The sequence below is a fragment of the Streptomyces sp. NBC_00859 genome (assembly GCF_045161865.1).
GTDB lineage: Bacteria > Actinomycetota > Actinomycetes > Streptomycetales > Streptomycetaceae > Streptomyces.
Genome location: NZ_CP108826.1, coordinates 4947754 through 4966721 on the forward strand (window position 1 = coordinate 4947754; position 18968 = coordinate 4966721).

At 71.4% G+C, this 18968-nt stretch carries 19 protein-coding genes; 5 read left to right on the forward strand and 14 right to left on the reverse strand.

Annotation, left to right across the window (positions count from 1 at the left end; genetic code table 11):
* Window positions 1–292: 292 nt before the first annotated feature.
* Window positions 293–1513, reverse strand: coding sequence for an acetyl-CoA C-acetyltransferase (locus OG584_RS21640; RefSeq protein WP_405780162.1), 1221 nt, complete (start codon window positions 1511–1513; stop codon window positions 293–295).
* A gap of 378 nt (window positions 1514–1891) precedes the next feature.
* Window positions 1892–2893 (reverse strand): SGNH/GDSL hydrolase family protein, encoded by a 1002-nt coding sequence (locus OG584_RS21645; RefSeq protein ID WP_405784211.1) that lies wholly within the window; start codon window positions 2891–2893, stop codon window positions 1892–1894.
* Between the two features lie 187 nt (window positions 2894–3080).
* Here OG584_RS21645 and OG584_RS21650 point away from each other — a divergent pair, with 187 nt between their 5' ends.
* Entirely contained in the window at window positions 3081–4463 is a 1383-nt protein-coding gene (locus OG584_RS21650; protein WP_405784213.1) for a cystathionine beta-synthase, read from the forward strand.
* 467 nt (window positions 4464–4930) lie between these two features.
* Here OG584_RS21650 and OG584_RS21655 read toward each other — a convergent pair whose 3' ends face one another.
* The 4 genes from OG584_RS21655 to OG584_RS21670 all read right to left on the reverse strand — a co-directional run bounded on the left by OG584_RS21655 (window position 4931) and on the right by OG584_RS21670 (window position 8471).
* Window positions 4931–5365: a hypothetical protein gene (locus tag OG584_RS21655; protein ID WP_405780164.1), complete on the reverse strand. Its 435-nt coding sequence runs from the start codon at window positions 5363–5365 to the stop codon at window positions 4931–4933.
* 128 nt (window positions 5366–5493) lie between these two features.
* Window positions 5494–6924 carry a purine-cytosine permease family protein gene (locus OG584_RS21660; RefSeq protein WP_405780165.1) on the reverse strand — a complete coding sequence of 477 codons (1431 nt, stop codon included), beginning with the start codon at window positions 6922–6924 and terminating at the stop codon, window positions 5494–5496.
* A gap of 132 nt (window positions 6925–7056) precedes the next feature.
* A complete protein-coding gene (locus tag OG584_RS21665; protein ID WP_405780166.1) occupies window positions 7057–7560 on the reverse strand; it encodes a cysteine dioxygenase in 504 nt (167 codons plus the stop codon).
* Window positions 7557–8471: an amidohydrolase gene (locus tag OG584_RS21670; RefSeq protein ID WP_405780167.1), complete on the reverse strand. Its 915-nt coding sequence runs from the start codon at window positions 8469–8471 to the stop codon at window positions 7557–7559. The genes OG584_RS21665 and OG584_RS21670 overlap by 4 nt, the downstream gene beginning before the upstream one ends.
* A gap of 168 nt (window positions 8472–8639) precedes the next feature.
* Here OG584_RS21670 and OG584_RS21675 point away from each other — a divergent pair, with 168 nt between their 5' ends.
* Entirely contained in the window at window positions 8640–9677 is a 1038-nt protein-coding gene (locus tag OG584_RS21675; protein WP_405780169.1) for a LacI family DNA-binding transcriptional regulator, read from the forward strand.
* Between the two features lie 52 nt (window positions 9678–9729).
* Here OG584_RS21675 and OG584_RS21680 read toward each other — a convergent pair whose 3' ends face one another.
* Genes OG584_RS21680 through OG584_RS21695 form a run of 4 tightly spaced genes read right to left on the reverse strand, consistent with a single transcriptional unit; the run spans window position 9730 to window position 13149 of the window.
* Window positions 9730–10659, reverse strand: a complete 930-nt coding sequence (locus OG584_RS21680) for an ABC transporter substrate-binding protein (protein WP_405780170.1) — start codon at window positions 10657–10659, stop codon at window positions 9730–9732.
* A 16-nt stretch (window positions 10660–10675) separates the two neighbouring features.
* Window positions 10676–11347: an ABC transporter permease gene (locus OG584_RS21685; RefSeq protein ID WP_405780172.1), complete on the reverse strand. Its 672-nt coding sequence runs from the start codon at window positions 11345–11347 to the stop codon at window positions 10676–10678.
* Between the two features lie 3 nt (window positions 11348–11350).
* On the reverse strand, window positions 11351–12010 hold the full coding sequence (locus OG584_RS21690; RefSeq protein WP_405780174.1) for an ABC transporter permease: 660 nt from the start codon (window positions 12008–12010) through the stop codon (window positions 11351–11353).
* Entirely contained in the window at window positions 12007–13149 is a 1143-nt protein-coding gene (locus OG584_RS21695) for an ABC transporter ATP-binding protein (RefSeq protein WP_405780176.1), read from the reverse strand. Before OG584_RS21695 ends, OG584_RS21690 begins: the two co-directional genes overlap by 4 nt.
* A gap of 141 nt (window positions 13150–13290) precedes the next feature.
* Here OG584_RS21695 and OG584_RS21700 point away from each other — a divergent pair, with 141 nt between their 5' ends.
* From OG584_RS21700 to OG584_RS21710, 3 genes are all read left to right on the forward strand, one after another.
* A complete protein-coding gene (locus OG584_RS21700) occupies window positions 13291–14769 on the forward strand; it encodes an aromatic amino acid ammonia-lyase (RefSeq protein ID WP_405780178.1) in 1479 nt (492 codons plus the stop codon).
* A gap of 93 nt (window positions 14770–14862) precedes the next feature.
* On the forward strand, window positions 14863–15699 hold the full coding sequence (locus OG584_RS21705) for a MurR/RpiR family transcriptional regulator (RefSeq protein ID WP_405780180.1): 837 nt from the start codon (window positions 14863–14865) through the stop codon (window positions 15697–15699).
* A gap of 225 nt (window positions 15700–15924) precedes the next feature.
* Window positions 15925–16578 (forward strand): hypothetical protein, encoded by a 654-nt coding sequence (locus tag OG584_RS21710; protein ID WP_405780182.1) that lies wholly within the window; start codon window positions 15925–15927, stop codon window positions 16576–16578.
* Between the two features lie 36 nt (window positions 16579–16614).
* Here OG584_RS21710 and OG584_RS21715 read toward each other — a convergent pair whose 3' ends face one another.
* The 4 genes from OG584_RS21715 to OG584_RS21730 form a co-directional block, all read right to left on the reverse strand.
* Window positions 16615–16989 (reverse strand): hypothetical protein, encoded by a 375-nt coding sequence (locus OG584_RS21715; RefSeq protein WP_405780184.1) that lies wholly within the window; start codon window positions 16987–16989, stop codon window positions 16615–16617.
* Window positions 16990–17132: 143 nt separating this feature from the next.
* The gene (locus OG584_RS21720) at window positions 17133–17525 is read right to left on the reverse strand and encodes a roadblock/LC7 domain-containing protein (protein WP_405780186.1); all 393 of its coding nucleotides are present in this window, start codon (window positions 17523–17525) and stop codon (window positions 17133–17135) included.
* Window positions 17526–17563: 38 nt separating this feature from the next.
* A complete protein-coding gene (locus tag OG584_RS21725; RefSeq protein ID WP_405780187.1) occupies window positions 17564–18352 on the reverse strand; it encodes a transcriptional regulator in 789 nt (262 codons plus the stop codon).
* Window positions 18352–18774: a hypothetical protein gene (locus tag OG584_RS21730; RefSeq protein ID WP_405780189.1), complete on the reverse strand. Its 423-nt coding sequence runs from the start codon at window positions 18772–18774 to the stop codon at window positions 18352–18354. The genes OG584_RS21725 and OG584_RS21730 overlap by 1 nt, the downstream gene beginning before the upstream one ends.
* Window positions 18775–18968: the final 194 nt, after the last annotated feature.

Consider the following 18968-nt stretch of genomic DNA (forward strand, 5'->3'; position numbering starts at 1 on the left):
TGAATTGGACAGGTCTTTGGGCCCTGGTTTTCTTGCTGATGCGGCTGTGACCTGCGGGAATGAAGTTCCCCCAGGAGATAGGTCACATCCTGGGGGAGATTCGGTCACGACTGAGCGGCGAGACGGGCGCCGGAGGCCAAGTTGTGACAGGGGCGGTATCGACCGTACCTGTGGGTAACGGATTCGGGAACGCCCCGGCCCCTCCGGTGGAGGGGCCGGGGCGTTCCGGCCGACGCGCGGTGATCGGCCCGATCCGCAGCGTGCCTGCCCTTTGCGGTGCTGGGGCCCGAGGTCAGCTGAGGCGCTCGATGACCATGGCCATGCCCTGGCCGCCGCCCACGCACATCGTCTCCAGGCCGAACTGCTTGTCGTGGAACTGCAGGCTGTTGATCAGCGTGCCGGTGATGCGCGCACCCGTCATGCCGAAGGGGTGGCCGACGGCGATGGCGCCGCCGTTGACGTTCACCTTGTCCAGGTCCAGGCCGAGATCCTGGTAGGACGGGATGACCTGGGCGGCGAACGCCTCGTTCAGCTCGGCCAGGTCGATGTCACCGATCGTCAGGCCGGCCCGCTTCAGCGCCTGCTTCGACGCCTCGACGGGGCCGTATCCCATGATCTCCGGGGAGAGGCCGGTGACGCCGGTGGAGACGATCCGGGCCAGCGGGGTCAGACCCAGCTCGCGAGCCTTGGTGTCGCTCATGATGACCAGGGCCGCGGCGCCGTCGTTGAGCGGGCAGCAGTTGCCCGCGGTGACGCGGCCGTCGGGTCGGAAGACCGGCTTCAGGCCCTGTACGCCTTCGAGGGTCACGCCCGCACGCGGGCCGTCGTCCGCGGAGACGACCGTGCCGTCCGGGAGCGTCACAGGGGTGATCTCGCGGGCCCAGAAGCCGTTCTTGATCGCTTCCTCGGCGAGGTTCTGCGACCGCACGCCGAACTCGTCCATGTCCTGACGGCTGATGCCCTTGATGCCGGCCAGGTTCTCCGCGGTCTGGCCCATCGAGATGTACGCGTCCGGGACAAGACCGTCCTCGCGGGGGTCGTGCCAGGAGGCGCCCTCGCTCTTCGCGACGGCCTCGGTGCGCGCCTCGGCATCGGCGAAGAGCGGGTTGTGCGTGTCGGGAAGGCTGTCGGAGTTGCCCTTCGTGAACCGCGACACCATCTCGACACCGGCCGAGATGAAGACGTCGCCCTCACCGGCCTTGATGGCGTGCAGCGCCATCCGCGAGGTCTGCAGGGAGGACGAGCAGTAGCGGGTGACCGTACAGCCGGGGAGGTGGTCCATCCCCATCGCCACGGCGACGATGCGGCCCAGGTTGTTGCCCTGCTCCCCGCCGGGCAGCCCGCAGCCGAGCATCAGATCGTCGATGTCCCGGGGGTCCAGCTCGGGGACCTTGGCGAGGGCGGCCTGGATGATGGTGGCGGTGAGGTCGTCGGCGCGCAGGTCCTTCAGCGAGCCCTTGAAGGCGCGGCCGATGGGGGAGCGGGCGGTCGAGACGATGACGGCTTCGGGCATCACGGCTCCAGAGGGGTGAGGTCGGGCGTGTCGGGGTCGGACGTCGGGGGTGTCGGCATGACGGGGCGGGAGGGGTGGTGCGCAGCGCCTCAGTGAGGGGCGGTGGTCGGGTGACGGGGTGGGAGGGGTGGTGCGCAGCGCCTCGGTGGGGGGTGGTGGTCGGGTGACGGTCGGGAGGGGTGGTGCGCAGCGCCTCGGTGAGGGGTGGTGGTCGGGCGACGGGCGGGCAGGGCTGATTGGAAGTTACCCGTACGTACCGCCGAGGTCACCGGGGTCGGCATGTGATGCGGGACTCTTTTCTAAGCGACCGCTCAGGATGGCCGGCCCGGAGCGGTGTTGCACCGCTCCGGGCCCCGGTCTTCCCCGGCCGTGCGCTTCCTATCCCGGTGGCGCGGTGTCCGCCGGCTCCGGTGACTCTGGCGACTCCGGCAGCCGGCGGCGGCGCCGGTGTTTCAGCAGCGCCCAGGGCGCGCGGGCACCCGTGACCTCGGTGCCCGCCTCCGACGCCGCGGCGGACGCGGCCTTGGCCACCGGCAGGATGTCCTCGTCGCGGGCGGCGTCCAGGCGGTCGGTCTCCGGCCACAGGCCCAGCACCGCGCAGAGCGTGGGCAGTACCGCCATCGCGGCCGTCGCGTAACCCTCGGCCGACGGGTGGTAGTTGTCCGGGCCGAACAGCTCGCGGGGGTTCGCCGCGAACTCCGGGCCGAGCATCTCGCCCAGCGACACCGTCCGCCCGCCCTGCTCGATCACCCCGATCGTCTGAGCCGCGGCCAGCTGCCGGGAGACCCGCCGGGCCAGCCACCGGAGCGGCTGGTAGACGGGCTCGACCGTGCCGAGGTCGGGGCAGGTCCCGACGACGACCTCGGCCCCGGCCGTACGCAGTCTGCGGACGGTGGTGGCCAGGTGGCGTACGGACTGCGTGGCGGGCATCCGGTGGGTCACATCGTTCGCGCCGATCATGATCACGCAGACCTCGGGCAGCCGGCCGGGGTCGGCGAGCACCAGCTCCACCTGCCGGTCCAGATCGTCCGACATCGCGCCGGGCAGCGCGACATTGCGCAGGTCGACCGGTCGCTCCGCCACTGCGGCGAGCCCGGATGCGAGCAGCGCCGCCGGTGTCTCTCCTGCCCGCCGTACGCCCTGGCCCGCCGCCGTCGAGTCGCCGAGCATGGCGAGACGTAACGGCTCCAGATGACCCGTACGGCCCGCGAATGCCAGCCCGTACCGCCCGTCCGCGCTCGGCGCCTGAGGGGCCCGCCCACCTCCCACGGAATGTTTCGCCAGCTGTACCTCCGCCAGCAGCACACCCACCGCGGCCGCCCCGACCAGCCCGATGCTGCCGCCTCCGTACGCCGCGCCCGCAGCGATCCGTCGCGCCACCCTCGCCCTCGACACTGCCACCTCCTCATAGCCGTGCACCCGCTGGGCGGTGTCCGGCCGACCGGGCCGCACACCACCGGCGGGCGGTGTCCGGCCTGCCGGGCCGTACACCACCTACAAGCCGTACATCACCTAACTGCCCGGAGACCGGTGCCGCTCAATCTTGTCCAATACGCTGACCGCCATGGTGCACTTCCACGACTCGATGATCAGCCTCGTAGGCAACACCCCGCTGGTGAGGCTCAACAATGTGACCGCAGGTATCAGGGCGACCGTCCTGGCCAAGGTCGAATACTTCAACCCGGGCGGCTCCGTGAAGGACCGTATCGCCGTCCGCATGATCGAGGCGGCCGAGCAGAGCGGCGAGCTGCTGCCCGGCGGCACGATCGTGGAGCCGACCAGTGGGAACACTGGTGTCGGACTGGCGATCGTGGCCCAGCAGAAGGGCTACAAGTGCATCTTCGTCTGCCCGGACAAGGTGTCCACGGACAAGATCAACGTGCTCCGGGCGTACGGAGCCGACGTCGTCGTCTGCCCCACGGCCGTCGACCCCGACCACCCCGACTCGTACTACAACGTCTCCGACCGCCTGGTCAGGGAGACGCCGGGCGCGTGGAAGCCCGACCAGTACAGCAACCCGAACAACCCGCGCTCGCACTACGAGACCACCGGCCCCGAGCTGTGGGAGCAGACGGACGGGCGGATCACCCACTTCGTCGCGGGTGTCGGCACCGGTGGCACGATCAGCGGGACCGGGCGGTATCTCAAGGACATGTCCGACGGCCGGGTCCAGGTCATCGGCGCCGACCCGGAAGGCTCCGTGTACTCGGGCGGGTCGGGGCGGCCCTACCTCGTCGAAGGCGTCGGTGAGGACTTCTGGCCGTCCGCGTACGACAGGACCGTCACCGACGGGATCGTCGCCGTGTCCGACAAGGACTCCTTCCAGATGACGCGCAGGCTCGCCAAGGAGGAGGGCCTGCTTGTCGGCGGCTCCTGCGGCATGGCGGTCGTGGCGGCGCTGCGCGTGGCCGAGGACCTCGGGCCGGACGACATCGTGGTCGTGCTGCTGCCGGACAGCGGGCGCGGGTACCTTTCAAAGATTTTCAATGACGAGTGGATGAACGACTACGGGTTCCTGGAGCAGCCCGGCACCGCACCGCGCGTGTCCGACGTGCTGCTGGGGAAGGCGGACGGTATGCCCCATCTGGTGCACATGCATCCGGAGGAGACCGTCGGTGACGCGATCGCCGTGCTGCGCGAGTACGGCGTGTCCCAGATGCCCATCGTGAAGCCGGGGGCCGGTCACCCGGACGTGATGGCCGCCGAGGTCATCGGTTCGGTGGTGGAGCGCGAACTGCTCGACGCGCTCTTCACCCAGCGGGCCTCCCTGGGGGACGCGCTGGAGAAGCACATGTCGTCACCGCTGCCGCTGGTCGGCTCGGGCGAGCCGGTCGCGGACCTGATGGCCGTACTCGGCAAGGCGGACGCGGCGATCGTGCTGGTGGAGGGGAAGCCGACGGGCGTGGTCAGCCGGCAGGACCTGCTGTCGTATCTGGCGCGCACCGCTTAGGGGTCCTTGCGCTGTGCCTGCCCGGGTCGCGTTCTCCGGGAGCACGTCTCGCGGCGTTCGGTGACCCGTCGGCCTGAGGGCCCGTGCCGGGGCGGGGTCGCGGGGTACGGGCCCGCCGGCAGGCGTCGCCCAAGTGGTACGCAGGTGACACGCGGACGCAGCACCGTCTTAACACGGCTGCGGCAGATTGGTGGGTGCCGGAAGGGAAACCCTCCGGCACCACGGACGGCGTCAAGGAACTCCGGAGCGGCTCCCGGCCTCCAGGACGCCACGGACGCGGCACCCCGGCCCTGACCCGGGCCCGCGTCCCTCGCGGGGACCGCCGTCGTCCCGCCCCCCGGTTCGCCGGGGGTGCGGCGGTCCCCGCGATCACCGTGCCGCGCGTCGGCCCTGGCGGTGAGGTCCCGCACAGGGTAGGAGGCCCGCGGCCGGTCCCTGCTCCAGCCGTCCCGGTCCCCCGGGTCCTCTCAGTCCTCCCAGCCGGAATCCGACGAGGACTTCGCGCGTGAGCGCAGGTGCTGGAACAGGCCGCCGTCGCGAGCGGCGTGCACCATGTTGACCCCCACGATCCCGCCCCACGTGACGATGAGACCGGCGAGGCCCGCGTTGATCACGCCGATCGCCGACAGCGGGACGGCGAGGATCATCGTGACGATCCCGAACCCGAACCGCTCGCCGAACCCGCTCTCCGGCTGCTGCGGGCGGCTGCTGCCCCGGGCGACGACCATCTGCTGCTCGGCCATCTGCCGGCGCACCCGCCGGTCCACGGTGCCGTCGAGACGCTGTTCGACCTTCTCCAGGAACGACTCGACCAGGGCCGAGTCGTAGTCCTCGCCGAGCTCCCTGCGGGCGTGCAGGGCGGCGTCCAGTTCCTTCTTCAGCTCTTGGTCGCTGGCTTCCATGGTGTACACGGTACGAATTCACGGACCGCGGAGCAGTGGGGCTAACCCCCCAATCCGATGGGGGGCTTCCGGCTCCCGGCTCCCGGACGGCCCGTAGCCGGACCGCACCCCGCGACGGGCCCCAAGTCCTACGCGGACGTCACCTGCTGCGGTACGGGCTGCTCGGTGGTGCCGGAGGCGCTGAGGATGGTGGCCGCCGGGATGTGCGAGGTGTTCCGCCGGGCCAGTGTCCAGTACAGCGCCGCCGGGACGACGAGACCCACGATCCAGGAGATGTCGGCGCCGCCGAGCGGAGCGACCAGTGGTCCGGTGTAGAAGGACGTGGCCAGGAAGGGGAACTGGGCCACAAGGCCGATTCCGTAGACCAGCAGGGCGTCCCAGCGCCAGGCGCCGTAGCGGCCCGCCGGATCGGAGAGGGCGGGGATGTCGTAGCGCTCGCGGGAGATCAGGTAGTAGTCGACCAGGTTGATCGCCGACCACGGGGTGAAGAAGGCCAGCAGGAAGAGCAGGAAGTCCTTGAACGAGTCGAGGAAGCTGTCCTTGCCCGCGAGGGCCACCACCGTGCCGGCCACCATGATGACCAGGATGTAGAGGGTGCGGCCGCGTGCGGTGAGGGTTTTCTGGCCGCGGAAGCCGCTGATGCTCGTCACCATCGACATGAAGCCGCCGTAGGTGTTGAGCACGTTGATCGTGAGCTTGCCCAGCGCGATGACGAAGTAGAGCACCGAGGCCATCAGTCCGGTGCCGCCGAGCCCGACCACGTAGCCGACCTGGCTGTTCAGGAAGGCGTCGCCCGCCGTGGCCGCCACCAGGACACCGAAGGTCATCGACCACTGCGAGCCCAGCGCCGTGCCGCCGAGCGTCCACCAGAAGGTGGCGCGGCCGCTGGTCGTACGGGGCAGGTAGCGCGAGTAGTCCGCCACGTACGGGCCGAACGCCAGCTGCCAGGAGGCCGAGAGCGAGACCGCGAGCAGGAACAGCGGGAAGGAGAAGGCGTGGTCGTGCAGGACGGTGCCCAGGTCGATCCGGTCGAGCAGCCGGATCCCGAGGTAGATGAAGGCGACGGCGCAGATGACGCTCGCCACCCGGCCGAGCGTGTGGATGACCCGGTATCCGATCACGGCCACCGCAGCGGTGATCACGGCGAAGACGATGATGCCCGTGGTGTCGCCGAGGTGGGTCAGCTTGCCCACCGCCTGGCCCGCCAGGACGGTGCCGCTGGCGAAGAACCCGACGTACATCAGGATCACCAGGGCCAGCGGGACCACCGCGCCCTTGACCCCGAACTGGGCGCGGGACGAGATCATCTGGGGCAGCCCGAGCCGCGGGCCCTGTGCGGAGTGGAGCGCCATCACCGTCCCGCCCAGCAGGTTGCCGAGCAGCAGGCCCACGATCGACCAGAGCGCGCCGCCGCCGAAGACCACGGCGAGCGCGCCCGTCACGACCGCCGTGATGTGGAGGTTGGCGCCCACCCAGAGCGTGAACTGGGAGAAGGCGCTGCCGTGGCGCTCCTCGTCGGGGACTACATCGATCGACCGTTGTTCCACCAGGCCTGCCACTGGACGGCCTCCCTCTCACGCTGCGCTGCCATCACCGGCACGGCGGGCGGGCCGACCGGCGATGTATCGATCTATGCAGAGTGTGCCGTGATGAATGGAAGGTCAATAGGGGCAGGTTGATTTGCTGCTTCTTCAGGCCGCCGAGCTGTCCATTGGGCGAAGTTCATCCGCATATGAGACGGAAATCCGGCGCATCAGGCCGTCATCGCTGATGTCGTACTGGCCGAGCCGCCAGAGCGGCGGTGAGTACGCGTGGATCGAGACCGCGTCGTCCGTCGCCCCGGTCAGGCGGTGGATGTGGTCCGGGCCGAAGCAGAAGGAGGTCTCCGCGCCCACGGCCGTCGCGAGGTGCCGGCCGCCGATGCGCGGATTCGACTCGGTCAGCACGCCCTGCACCACCCTGACCGCGCCGGACGAGATGTCGTGGTCGTGCCAGCCGGTGTCGTTCTGCCGGGTCCAGCAGAGCAGCCAGATGTCGACGTACTCGTCGCGGTGCAGTGAGGCGTAGTGGCGGTCGGTGTCCGAGAAGGCGACATCGGAGCGCCAGAGCTCCGGTCGTGCGGCCAAGTCGTCGACCAGCGACTGGAGTTCACGCTTGTCGAGGTTGCGGTCGGGCAGCGCGGCGTCGTACGTCACGGGGTTGCTCCTTCCAGGGGGCGGACGGGTTTCAGGAGGCGGGCGGGGTTGGTGGCGCGCAGCGCGTGGACGGCCGCTTCGGCGCCGAGGTCGGGGATGGCGGGCAGGGCGTACGGGCGGTCGCTGCCGGTCACGACCACGTCGATGCCGACCGCGCGGACCAGGGCGTCCACGGCCCTGGTGCCGTACGAGGAGGTCTCGTAGAAGACGTCGGAATCGACCGTGCCCCGGCCGCCGCCGCGGGCCGCGAGCCGCTCGCCGTGCAGCGGGGCGAGCCCCGCGAGGGCGGCGAAGCAGACCCGCAGCCGGGGGTGGCGGGAGCGGCCGAACGCCCGGAAGGCGAACCAGGAGGCATGCAGCTGCTGGACGTACGGCACCAGCGCGGGCCACCACGGCGGCGTGCCCGGACCGGCGGGCGGGGCCGCGCCGGGATGGACGAAGAGCGGCTTGTCCGCGCGGGCGAGGGCGTCGATCAGCGGTGCGCAGTGGGTCCAGCCCGCCTCGTCGAGCAGTGCGGTGGCGGGCAGTTGGAGCCCCGCGCACCCCTGGTCCAGGGCGTGGGTCAGCGCTGCCGGGTCCGGTGCGGCGAGCCCCGCCGACGCCCAGGCGCCGAAGGGGGCGGGAAGCGCCAGCGCGCCTTCGTGGAAGGCGTCGAGGAGGGGGGCCGCTTCGTCCGGCGGCAGGTACTCGATGCCCAGTGGGCTGGAGAGCGAGACGAGCGCCAGGTCCAGTCCGTCGGTGCGGGCCAGCGCGGTGCGGGCCTCGATGTCGTGATCGGCCGGGTCGACCGCGTACGGCGGCTCTCCGTGCAGGTGGAGCGTCCAGCCGTCGAGGTGCGGGGCGGAGGTGCGGGCGCGCAGCAGCTCGGTGAAGGCCGGCGGCCAGAGGTGCTGGTGGACGTCTGCGAGCAAGATTCACCTTGATGTCGGGCGGGATGCCGGGCGTGGTGCAGGGTGATGCCCGATGGCTGGTTAAGCGATTAACTGACGCGCTTAAGTGAAGCGGTTAACCGAGTTGGCTGTCAAGGCTGAGGGGAAGAGCCCGGGTCGCGGGGCCGGGTGGCCGGTAGGCTTTCCGCCATGGCCAGGCCGAGCAAGCGCACCACCCTCCGCGAGGTGGCAGAGGCCACCGGCCTCTCCACTGCCGCCGTCTCGTACGCTCTGCGCGGCAAGCAGGTCTCCAAGGAGACCGAGGAGCGGGTCCGCAGGGCCGCGGCGGAGCTGGGCTACGAGGCGGACCCCATCGCCCGCGCTCTGGCCAGTGGGCGTACGAGCATGGTCGGCGTCCTCGCGGGTGACCTCCAGGACCTCTGGCAGCAGCAGTTGATGGCGGCCATAGGGCGCGAGCTCCTGGCCGGAGACCGGTATGCGCTGATCCTCGACGCGGGAGGTGACCCCGCACGGGAACTCGCCCTCGCCAAGCAGCTCCGCGACCAGCGCGTGGACGGGCTCCTGGTCTCGCCCGTCGACCCGTCGGCCGAGGGCTGGGCGAAGATCGCCGACGCGGTGCCCGTGGTCTCCATCGGCGACTCGCTCCAGCAGGCCAGGACCGCCGGGGAGGTGCTCTTCGACAACCGGGCCGGCATCGACGCGGTGCTCGCCTATCTGGCGGGGCTCGGCCACCGGCGCGTGACCGTGCTGACCCCGACGGGTCCGAGCACCCCCGACCGGCCCGCCGACGTCTATGTGCGTGAGGCTGCCGACCGGCTCGGTCTCGATGTCGAAGTGGTGCCTTGCGCACAGGAGTTGGGCGAGGCGACCGCGGTGGCGCGCGGGGTGGTGGGCGGCCGTTCGACCGCGGTCTTCTGCTTCTCGGACTCGATCGCGTACGGGGTGTACGCGGCGGCCGCGGAGGCGGGCCTGACGATCGGCCGCGACCTGTCGGTGGTCGGCTTCGACGACCACCCGGTCTCCCGGGTCCTGACACCGGCGCTGACGACCCTGGACTGGGGGCTCGCGGAGATCGCCGCCGAGGCTGCACGGCTGGCCGTGGCGGCGATCGAGGGGCGGCGGGTGCGGCGCAAGCGGATTCTCTGTGCGCCGCGGCTGGTGGAGCGCGGGTCGGCGGCGGCTGCGCTGCCGCCCGGCCCCGGCTCTCCGGGCCCCGGACGGGCTTGAGGACCAAGCCCGTCCGGCGCTTGAGGGCACCGGGACCCAGGCGGCAGCCCCGCTACGCGGTCACCTTGTGCTGCTTCAGCCAGGCGTCCGCGACCCGGTCCGGGTCCTTCTTGTCCTTGTCGACCAGGCGGTTCAGCTTCGTCAGCTCCTCCGTCGACAGCACGTTGCCCAGCAGGGCCAGGGCCTTGCGGACCTTGCCGTCGGCCTTGCGTGCGGCGATCAGCGGGACGATGTGCTGCGCGGGCACCAGGTTCTTCGGGTCCTCGAGCACGACCCACTTGTTCGCCGCGACATCCACATCCGTGGTGAAGACGTTGGCGACATCCACATCGCCCTTCTTCAGTGCACCCTTGACCAGGGGACCCGACGAGTCGAGCGCCTTGAACTCCTTGAACTCCACGCCGTACACGTTCTTCAGGCCGACCACTCCGACGACCCGCTTCTTCATCTCGGCAGCGGCGCCGAACACCAGCTTTCCGTTGGCCTTCTTCAGGTCGGCGAGGGTCTTCAGGCCGTACTTGTCGGCGGTCTCGCGGGTCACGGCGAAGCTGTCGCGGTCCTCGGCCGCCGCGTACGGCAGCACCTCCAGGCTCGCGGGCAGCACGGCGGCCAGCGCGTTCTGCATCGCGCCCGCCTCCGTCTCGGTGGCCTTCTGGTTCAGGTAGAGCAGCAGGCTGCCCTGATACTCCGGGAGCAGATCGATGTCGCCCCCCTTCAGCGCGGGGACGATGATCTCGCGGGAGCCCAGGTTGGGCTTGACGGTGGCCTTGATACCGGCGGCCTTGAGCGCCCCCGCGTAGAGGTAGCCGAGTATCTGGTTCTCGGTGAAGTTGGCGGTGCCGATGACCAGGCCGCCGGAGCTGCTCCCGGCGTCGCCGCCGGAGCCGCCCCCGTTGAGGGACGTGATGCCGGACGAGCAGGCGGCGAGGACGGGCGCCGATGCGCCGGCCAGCAGGGCGGTGAGTGCGGTACGTCGGTTCATCTCGGGTCTCCAGAAGTCATCGGGCGGTGTCGGGCCGGCCGCGCAGCAGCAGCCGCTGCACCCCGCCCAGCGCCAGGTCGGCGAGTACGGCGAGGACGGCGACGAGCACCGCGCCGCCGAGCACCTGTACCAGGTCGCGCTGGGCGAGCCCGTCGAATACGTACCGGCCCAGACCGCCGAAGCTGACGTAGGCGGCGATGGTGGCGGTGGCCACGACCTGCACGGTCGCCAGCCGGATGCCCGTCATGATCAGGGGCAGTGCGAGGGGGAGTTCGACCTGCCAGAGGACCTGGTGGCCGCGGAGCCCCACGCCCTTCGCCGCGTCCTTGACCTCGGGGTCGACGGCGGCCATGCCGGCGTAGGTGTTGGTGATGATCACCGGCACGGCGAGTGCGACCAGTGAGACGTACACCGGCCAGATGGACAGCCCGCCCGCGAGGAAGACCAGGGTCACCAGTCCGACGGTGGGCAGCGCGCGGCCGAAGGACGCCAGGTTGACCGCGATGAACGCGCCGCGCCCGGTGTGGCCGATGAGCATCCCGATGGGGAGCGCGATGACGGCCGCGACAAGGGTCGCGAGCAGCGAGTACTGCACGTGCTCGACGAGCCGGTGCGCGATGCCGTCCGGGCCGGACCACTGGGCGGAGCTGGTCAGCCAGGAAGCGAGGTTCTTGAGGAGTTCCAGCATGGGTCAGGCGCCCCTCTTCATGGAATGGCGCTGCCTGGTCCAGGGCGTGCACAGCCACTGGACGGTGACGAGCAGCGCGTCCGCCACCAGGGCGAGCAGCAGGGTCAGGATCACACCGGCGACGACCGGGGTGGGGTAGTTGCGCTGGAAGCCGTCGGTGAAGAGCTGGCCGAGGCCGCCGTAACCGATGTAGCTGGCGACGCTCACCAGCGAGATCGACATGACGGTGGAGACCCGCACACCGGCCATGATCACCGGGAGCGCGAGCGGCAGTTCGACGGTGAGCAGGGTGCGCAGCGGCCGGGTGCCCATGGCGGTGGACGCCTCGCGCACCTTGGCGGGCACCGCGTCCAGGCCCTCGACGGTGTTCCGTACGAGGACGACGAGGGTGTACGCGGTCAGACCGGTGATCGCCGTCGTCCGGGTCAGGCCTGTGATGGGCAGCAGCAGGACGAAGAAGGCAAGCGACGGGATTGTGTAGAGGATGTTGGAGAGCCCGAGGACGAAGCCGCGAAGCGGCCGTACCCGGTGGGCGAGGACCGCGAGGGGGAGCGCGATCAGCAGGCCGAGCAGGACGGCGGGCACCGCGGTGGACAGGTGGTCCGCGGTGAGATGTGCCATCTCCCCGGTGTGGTCGGGGAACCAGCCCCAGTCGACGGTCATGCGGCGGTGCCGGTCTCGGCGCCGGACTTCGCGGGGGTGGTGGCTCCCGCGCTCGTGTGGGCCTCGCCCGCACGGTCGTGGATGGCGTCGCGCGATGTGACGCCGGTCAGTACACCGTCGGCGTCCACCCGGGCCACCAGGCCGGCCGGGGACGCGACCGACTCGTTGAGCGCGGAGAGCAGCGAGTCGGTGTCGCGCAGTGCCCGCACGGGCAGGAGCGGGGCGTCGCCCGCGGTCCCGTCCGCCGGGGCGGAGCCGGTGTCGAGCCAGCCGAGCGGTCTGTTGTCGGCCGATGCCACCAGCTGCCAGCGGCTCGCGGGGGCTTTCGCCGCGGATATCTTCGCGTCGGCGCGTATGAGCGGGGCGGGCGTCTGCGGGATGCCGGCGAGCGTGGAGAGGGACAGCAGCTTCAGCCCGCGCTCCGCGCCCAGGAAGTCCGCCACGAAGTCGTCGGAAGGCCGGGCGAGCAGTTCAGCCGGCTCGGCGCACTGGACGAGGTGGCCGCCGGTACGGAAGACCGCGATGCGGTCGCCGAGCCGGACGGCCTCGTCTATGTCGTGGGTGACGAAGACGATGGTCTTGTTGAGGTCCTTCTGCAGCCGCAGCAGTTCGTCCTGGAGCTGGGTGCGGACCACCGGGTCCACCGCGCCGAACGGCTCGTCCATCAGGAGCACCGGCGGATCGGCCGCGAGCGCGCGGGCCACCCCGACGCGCTGCTGCTGGCCGCCGGAGAGCTGGTGCGGGTAGCGCTTGGCGGTCTCGCTGGTGAGTCCGACCGTCTCCAGGAGCTCCGCCGCGCGGGCACGGGCCTTCTTGCGGCCCCAGCCGAGGAGCAGCGGGACGGTCGCCACGTTGTCCAGGATCGTCCGGTGCGGGAAGAGCCCGGACTGCTGGATGACGTACCCGATGCCGCGCCGCAGCTCAGCGGCGTCCGCTTCGAGGATGTCCTTGCCCGCGAGGCGGATGGTGCCGGACGACGGGTCGACCATGCGGTTGATCATCCGGAGGGTGGTGGTCTTGCCGCACCCCGAGGAGCCGACGAGGACCGTGATCTGCCCCTCCGGCATGTCCAGAGTGAGGTCGTGGACCGCTGTGGTGCCGTTCGGGAAGCGTTTGTGCACGGCGTCGAATTTGATCATCGGTCATCCCTTGCCCGGCTGCATATGGTCATGCAGAGTTCTTGTTGTCTGAATAATTTGTCAATGGGCTGCGGTAAAACACTGGTGACGCCGGTCCATCAGGCAAGACCGAATGTCGGAAAAAGGAGGCGTTCGCGCATAATGTCGTACCGCACTGTGGACACCCAGACCGGCATCGTGGTCCTCGACGGTGAGTCCCTTCCGGTCGCCGATGTGGTCCGGCTCGCCCGCGGTACGGCCAGGCCCGTACCCGGAACCGAGGCGATGAAGCGTGCCGAACAGTCGTGGGACGCGGCGCGGGAGCTCGCCGCGTCGGGCCGCGTGTACGGCCGCTCCACCGGTGTCGGCGCCAACCGTAACGAGTCGGTGCCCTCCGGCGCAGCCGCCGACCACGGACTGCGGCTGCTGCGCTCGCACGCCGGGGCCATCGGCGACCCACTCCCGGCCCACGAGGTCAGGGCCATGCTCGCAGTACGCGCCAACCAGCTGCTCGCCGGAGGTGCCGGACTGCGGCCCACCGTCGTCACCGCGCTCTGCGAAGCCCTGGCGTCGGGCGCCCACCCCGTCGTCAACGCGTTCGGCTCGGTCGGTACGGGCGACATCGCCGCCCTTGCCCAGATGGGGCTCGCGCTGGCCGGCGAACACCCCTGGCGGGGCGGCGAGCCGCCCGAGGCGCTGCGCCTCGACAACAACGACGCACTCGCCCTGATCAGCAGCAACGCCCTCACTCTCGGCCAGGCCGCGCTCGCGCTCGACGAGCTGCGCGGGCTGGTCGACGCGACCCAGGTGGTCGCCGCGCTGTCGCTGCTCGCCGTGGACGGGTCGTTCGAGGCGTACGCGGAGCCGGTGCACGCCGCCCGACCGCACCCCGGCTCGTACGCCGTCGCGGCCCGCAGCCGCCGCCTCCTCGGCGCTGCCGAGCGGCCCACCCCGCCGCTGGGCCGCATCCAGGACCCGTACGGCTTCCGCTGTGTCCCGCAGATCCACGGACCCGCGCAGGACGCGGCCGACCTGCTGGAGCGCACCATCGCCGTCGAGATCAACGCCGCGGCCGAGAATCCTCTGATCCGCGCGGACGACATGGCGGCCTACCACCACGGCGGTTTCTACATGGCCCAGGTGGTCCTCGCACTCGACCACTTCCGGCTGGCCCTCACCCAGACCGCCCGGCTCTCCACCTCCCGGCTCTCCGCGCTGAACGAACCCGGATTCACCCGGCTCAGGCCGTTCCTCGCCGATGGTGAGGCCGCTTCGTCGGGCGTGATGATCCTGGAGTACGCGGCCGGGGCGGCACTCGGCGAGCTGAGCGCCCTCTCCGCGCCCGCCTCCCTCGGACACGCCGTACTCTCCCGTGGCGTCGAGGAACAGGCGAGCTTCGCCTCGCTGGCTGCCCGGCAGGCGCTGCGGGCCGGACGCGCTTACCGCTACGTCGTCGGATGTGAACTCGTCGCCTCCATCAGGGCGTTGCGCCAGCGCGAACTGCGGATCGACCCGGATCTGCCGGTGGGCCGCGCCTTCGCCCTGGCGGACGAGGCCCTCGACCCGGATGTCGCGGACCGGCCGCTCACCGACGACGTGGAGACGGCAGCCGCGCTGCTCGACCGGTTCAATGACCTCTGAGACGGGCGGCCCCGGGGACGCGGCGAGTGCCTCCCCGATGCGGGCGGTTGAATGAACTCCGATGTGGATGTGGAACTTGAGGGGGACGACGGCATGAGTGACAGCCCGGCCGCACGACTGCAACAGCTCTTCGAAGGGCACCGGCTGACACCGACCCAGCGGCGGATCGCGCACTGCATGGTGCGCCAGGCCGCCGAGGCGCCCTTCCTCTCCTCCGTCGAGCTGGCCGAGCTCGCCGGGGTCAGCCAGCCGTCGGTCACGCGTTTCGCGGTGGCGCTCGGCTTCGACGGCTACCCCGCGCTGCGCAGGCACCTGCGGGAGGTGGCCCCGGCCGGGCGCGAGGCGGACGACGACAGCCTCAACGAGTACCAGCAGGCCGTGCAGGCCGAGATGGAGAATCTGCGCCGGCTCGCCGAAGTGCTGGCCGACCCCTCACTGGTGGAGCGCGCGGGACGGCTGCTCGCGGAGTCGCCGGCCCTGCCGGTGCTGGGGCTGCGGGCCGCCTCGTCGCAGGCCAGGGGCTTCGCGTACTTCGCCGCGAAGGTCCACCGCGATGTCCGGCTGCTCGACGAGGGCGGCACGATGCTGGCCGACCGTATCGACGCCTCCGTACGGGCGGGCGCCACGGTGCTCCTCTGTTTCGCGCTGCCCCGCCACCCGCGTGAGGTGGTCGAGGCGCTCGCCTACGCGCAGTCGGCCGGGCTGACCGTGGTGACGGTCGCCGACTCCGCGTTCGCACCGGTCGCCCGGCACAGCGACATCCTGATCCCCGCCGCTGTCGGCACCGGGCTGGCTTTCGACACGGCGTGCGGGCCGATGCTGCTGGGGCGGGTGCTGCTCGAAGCGATGTGCGACGACCTGCCGCAAGCGCAGTCGCGCCTGGAGGAGTTCGACGCACGGGCCGCGGCGCGGGGGCTGTTCGTGGAGTAGCCGCCGGGAGCGGTCCACACGCCTCCCGTCGTTTCCGTCCCCTGTCCTTTCCGTCCTCGTCGCATACGGCCGTGTCGCGTCCGCGGCTCGGCGGCTTCTCACGGCGTACTCAGAATCCGTCGCTAATCTCCGCCCGGTCCGGAGCAGGTGCGCGGAGGGAGCAGGGACGTGGGGCGCGGCAGAGCGCATACGCAGCAGACACAGCGGCAGACACCGGGGACAGGGATGCAGCAGACGCAGCGGACCCAGACGCGGGAGCAGCGGAAGGTCCGGGACCCGCGGTCGGAGCGGTCGGACCGGCCCGGGAAGGAGCGGCCGGGGAAGGACCGGCCGCGGACCGTGGCGAGGGTCGCGGTGCTGGTACGGGCCGGGGCCGCTCCGCTGTGGTGGCTCGGTGTGGTGGCCGCGGCGGCCGGTGCGGCGCTGCCCGGACCGGCCGGGCGCAGGATCGGCCTCCTGGCGGGTGCGGCGCTCTTCCTGATCACCTGCGCGGCAGTGGTACTGGTCCGCAGGCGCAGGTTCGTCCATCTGTCGAAGACGCCTTCGCGGGCGGGCCGGGCCGACTTCCTCCAGGACCGGGCCGTGACGGTACGGAACTGGCGCCGGGCCCACCGCTGGTGGCTGACGGCAGCCTTCGCCGCGGCGCTCGGCTCGTCCTTCGCCGTTCCCGCCGCGGGCGGGCTGGCCCTCGCAGGGGCGGGCGCCGGACTCTGGCTCAAGGCGGTACGGCTCGGCCGCCGCGAACACGCGGAGGACCAGCTCTTCTGGGTCCGTACCGACTGGATCGGCCGGGGCCCCGCCGGGAAGCCGGTCAAGGGCTACCGCTCCACGGGGGTACTCGCGGGCGACGCCGCGCCCGGCGGGGCGCGGCGTCGCTGACGGGGGCCGGGGCCGTGCGGTGCGGGCCCGGCCGGCTCACACCTCCAGCTCGGTCTCCACTCTCTTCAGCTGGTGACGGGCCATCGCGAGGTTCGCCCGTGACTTGTCCAGCGCCAGATAGAGGAACAGGCCGTTGTTCCCGCGCCCCTTGAGCAGCCGGATCAGGTGGTACTGCTCGCCCAGGGTGATCAGGATGTCCTCGATCTCGTCCTTCAGGCCGAGGTGTTCCATGGTCCGCACCTTGGCGCGCACCACGTCCGTGTTCCCGGCGGCGGCGACCGCCAGATCGAGGTCCTTGCCGCCGCCGAGCGTGCCGAGGGCCATGCCGCTGGTGTAGTCGACCAGAGCCACGCCGATGGCGCCCTCGATCGAGGCCATCGCGTCCTTGAGTGCGGTTTCGGTGTTCGCCATGGGAGGTGCACTTCCTTTCTTCCGGGTGGTGCCAGACGGGGTGGTGCGGGTGGTGCTGGAGCGGGTGGTGTCGGGGCCGGGTGTTTCCGGTGCCGTGCGGCTGCGGGCGGCCCGGGAGTGGGCGCCGTGCGAAGGGGGGTTGGTCATGGGCTCTCCGGACGGTCGAGGGCGCCGTCGACCAGCTCGCCGATCCGGGTGCTCGACCGGCGGGCCTCCAGATGGAGTCGGCCCACATTGATGCGCGGCTGGGCGAGCAGGGTGAGCACGGCGGACGGGCCCGCCGCGTACGTCGCCACATAGCCGTGCTCGCCCCGGACCAGCAGTTCGCGGAAGGCGCCCTGTCCCGTTGTCTCGGTCAGCCGCTGCGCGACGCCGAGGGCCGCCGCGGTGAGCGCGGCGACGGACTCGCCCTCGGCCGATGTGGTGTCCTGCGCCAGTACCAGGCCGTCGGCGCTGGCCGCCAGCGCCCCGCTGATCTGCGGCACGCGGGCTCTCAACCGTCTCAGCTCGTCGAGCACTTCGGCCTCCGCGGACATCAGTAGTCTCCTCTCGGCGCGCTGCCGCAGAGCGCGGATCACAGCGTGGCCTCCAATGCGTCGCGCAGCCGGCGGAGCAGGGCGACATCCGGGTCGGGTGACACGTCGGCGACCGCCTCGGCGAACCGGGCGGGGATCGCGGACCTCTGCGGTGCGGGGGTGTGCGGGTTCTCGACGGCACCGGCGGCTGCCAGCCTGCGTACGTCGATGAGGGTGTGGAAGGCCGGGCGGCCCAGGACCCGGGCGATGCCGGGCGGGGTGAGTTCCCCGTCCGCCAGGTCGAGCACCGCCCGCTGCCTCGGGGTGACCGGGATGTCCGGCCGGCTCGGGGCCCGCACCACCGGCGCCGTGTCGACGTCCGGGTACGGCCAGAGCCGGTCGAGCAGTTCCCGGCGGCGGGCGGCCTCCCGCTCCACCGCGTCGGCCGGAACCGGGAGCACGGTGCCGATCCAGTGCGCCACGCCGTAGCGGAAGCGGGTGGGGCCGCTGCTGGGCGCCAGGGCGAAGTACGCCGCGTCGTGCAGGGCACCGAGATGGCAGATCTCCAGTTCGCCGTCCGCCACCTGGCCGCTCTCGACGAGGAACCGGCCGACGCGGCCATGGGCCCCGGCCCGGTCCAGAGCCTGCTGCCAGCCTTCGGGGCGCAGCCGCCCCGAGGCGGTCAGCAGGATGTCTATCCCGGGCGCCGCCGGGCTCTCGGCGTGCACCACCTGGCCGTCGACCAGATAGAGCGTGCCGCGGTCACGCAGCAGGGCTCCGGTGGCGCGTTCACCGGCGAGGCGGACGAGCATGGGGGAGACGCCCGAGGGTCTCGCCGCTGTGGTCATCACAGCACCAGTCGTTCGGCGATGTCCCGCAGCCGTAATCGGGCGAGCGCCAGATTGCCCTCGTCGCGGTCGAGCCAGAGGTGCAGGAAGACGCTGCTGTCGAAGGTCGTCTCGACGAAGCGCAGGACGTGGTAGCCGGTGCGGGTGGTGACGATGACGTCCTCCACCGGAAGTCCCTTCGGGGGAGCGGCCGTTGACGCTCCGGCCTGCTTGCCCGCGCCCGGTTCCGACGGGGCGAACGCGGGGTGTTCGGCAGCCATCCGGGCCAGCTCCGCGGTCTCGGCCGCGGTCGCCTCGTGGTCGTTGTTCGGCGAGTCGCCGATGGTGCCGAGTGCGAGGCCGCTGGTCCAGTCGACCACGGCCGCACCGAGGGAGCCGGGCAGCCGCATGGCTTCCAGCAGACACTCGTCGATTCCGGGCACGCGGAACTCCCCTCCCAGCGTGGTGCGCCTGGCCGCGGGGGCGGCCGTGCTGCAGTGACCGCCAAGTTACGCAACGCTCCCTCTGCTGGTGGGAGTTCTGGCATTTTCCAGCGGAACATGCGCGACGGGTCTAGGGTCTGCGTTCTGCCCGTGTCCCGGGCCGTGACCGTGCCTGTGCACGCACCTCCGGACGG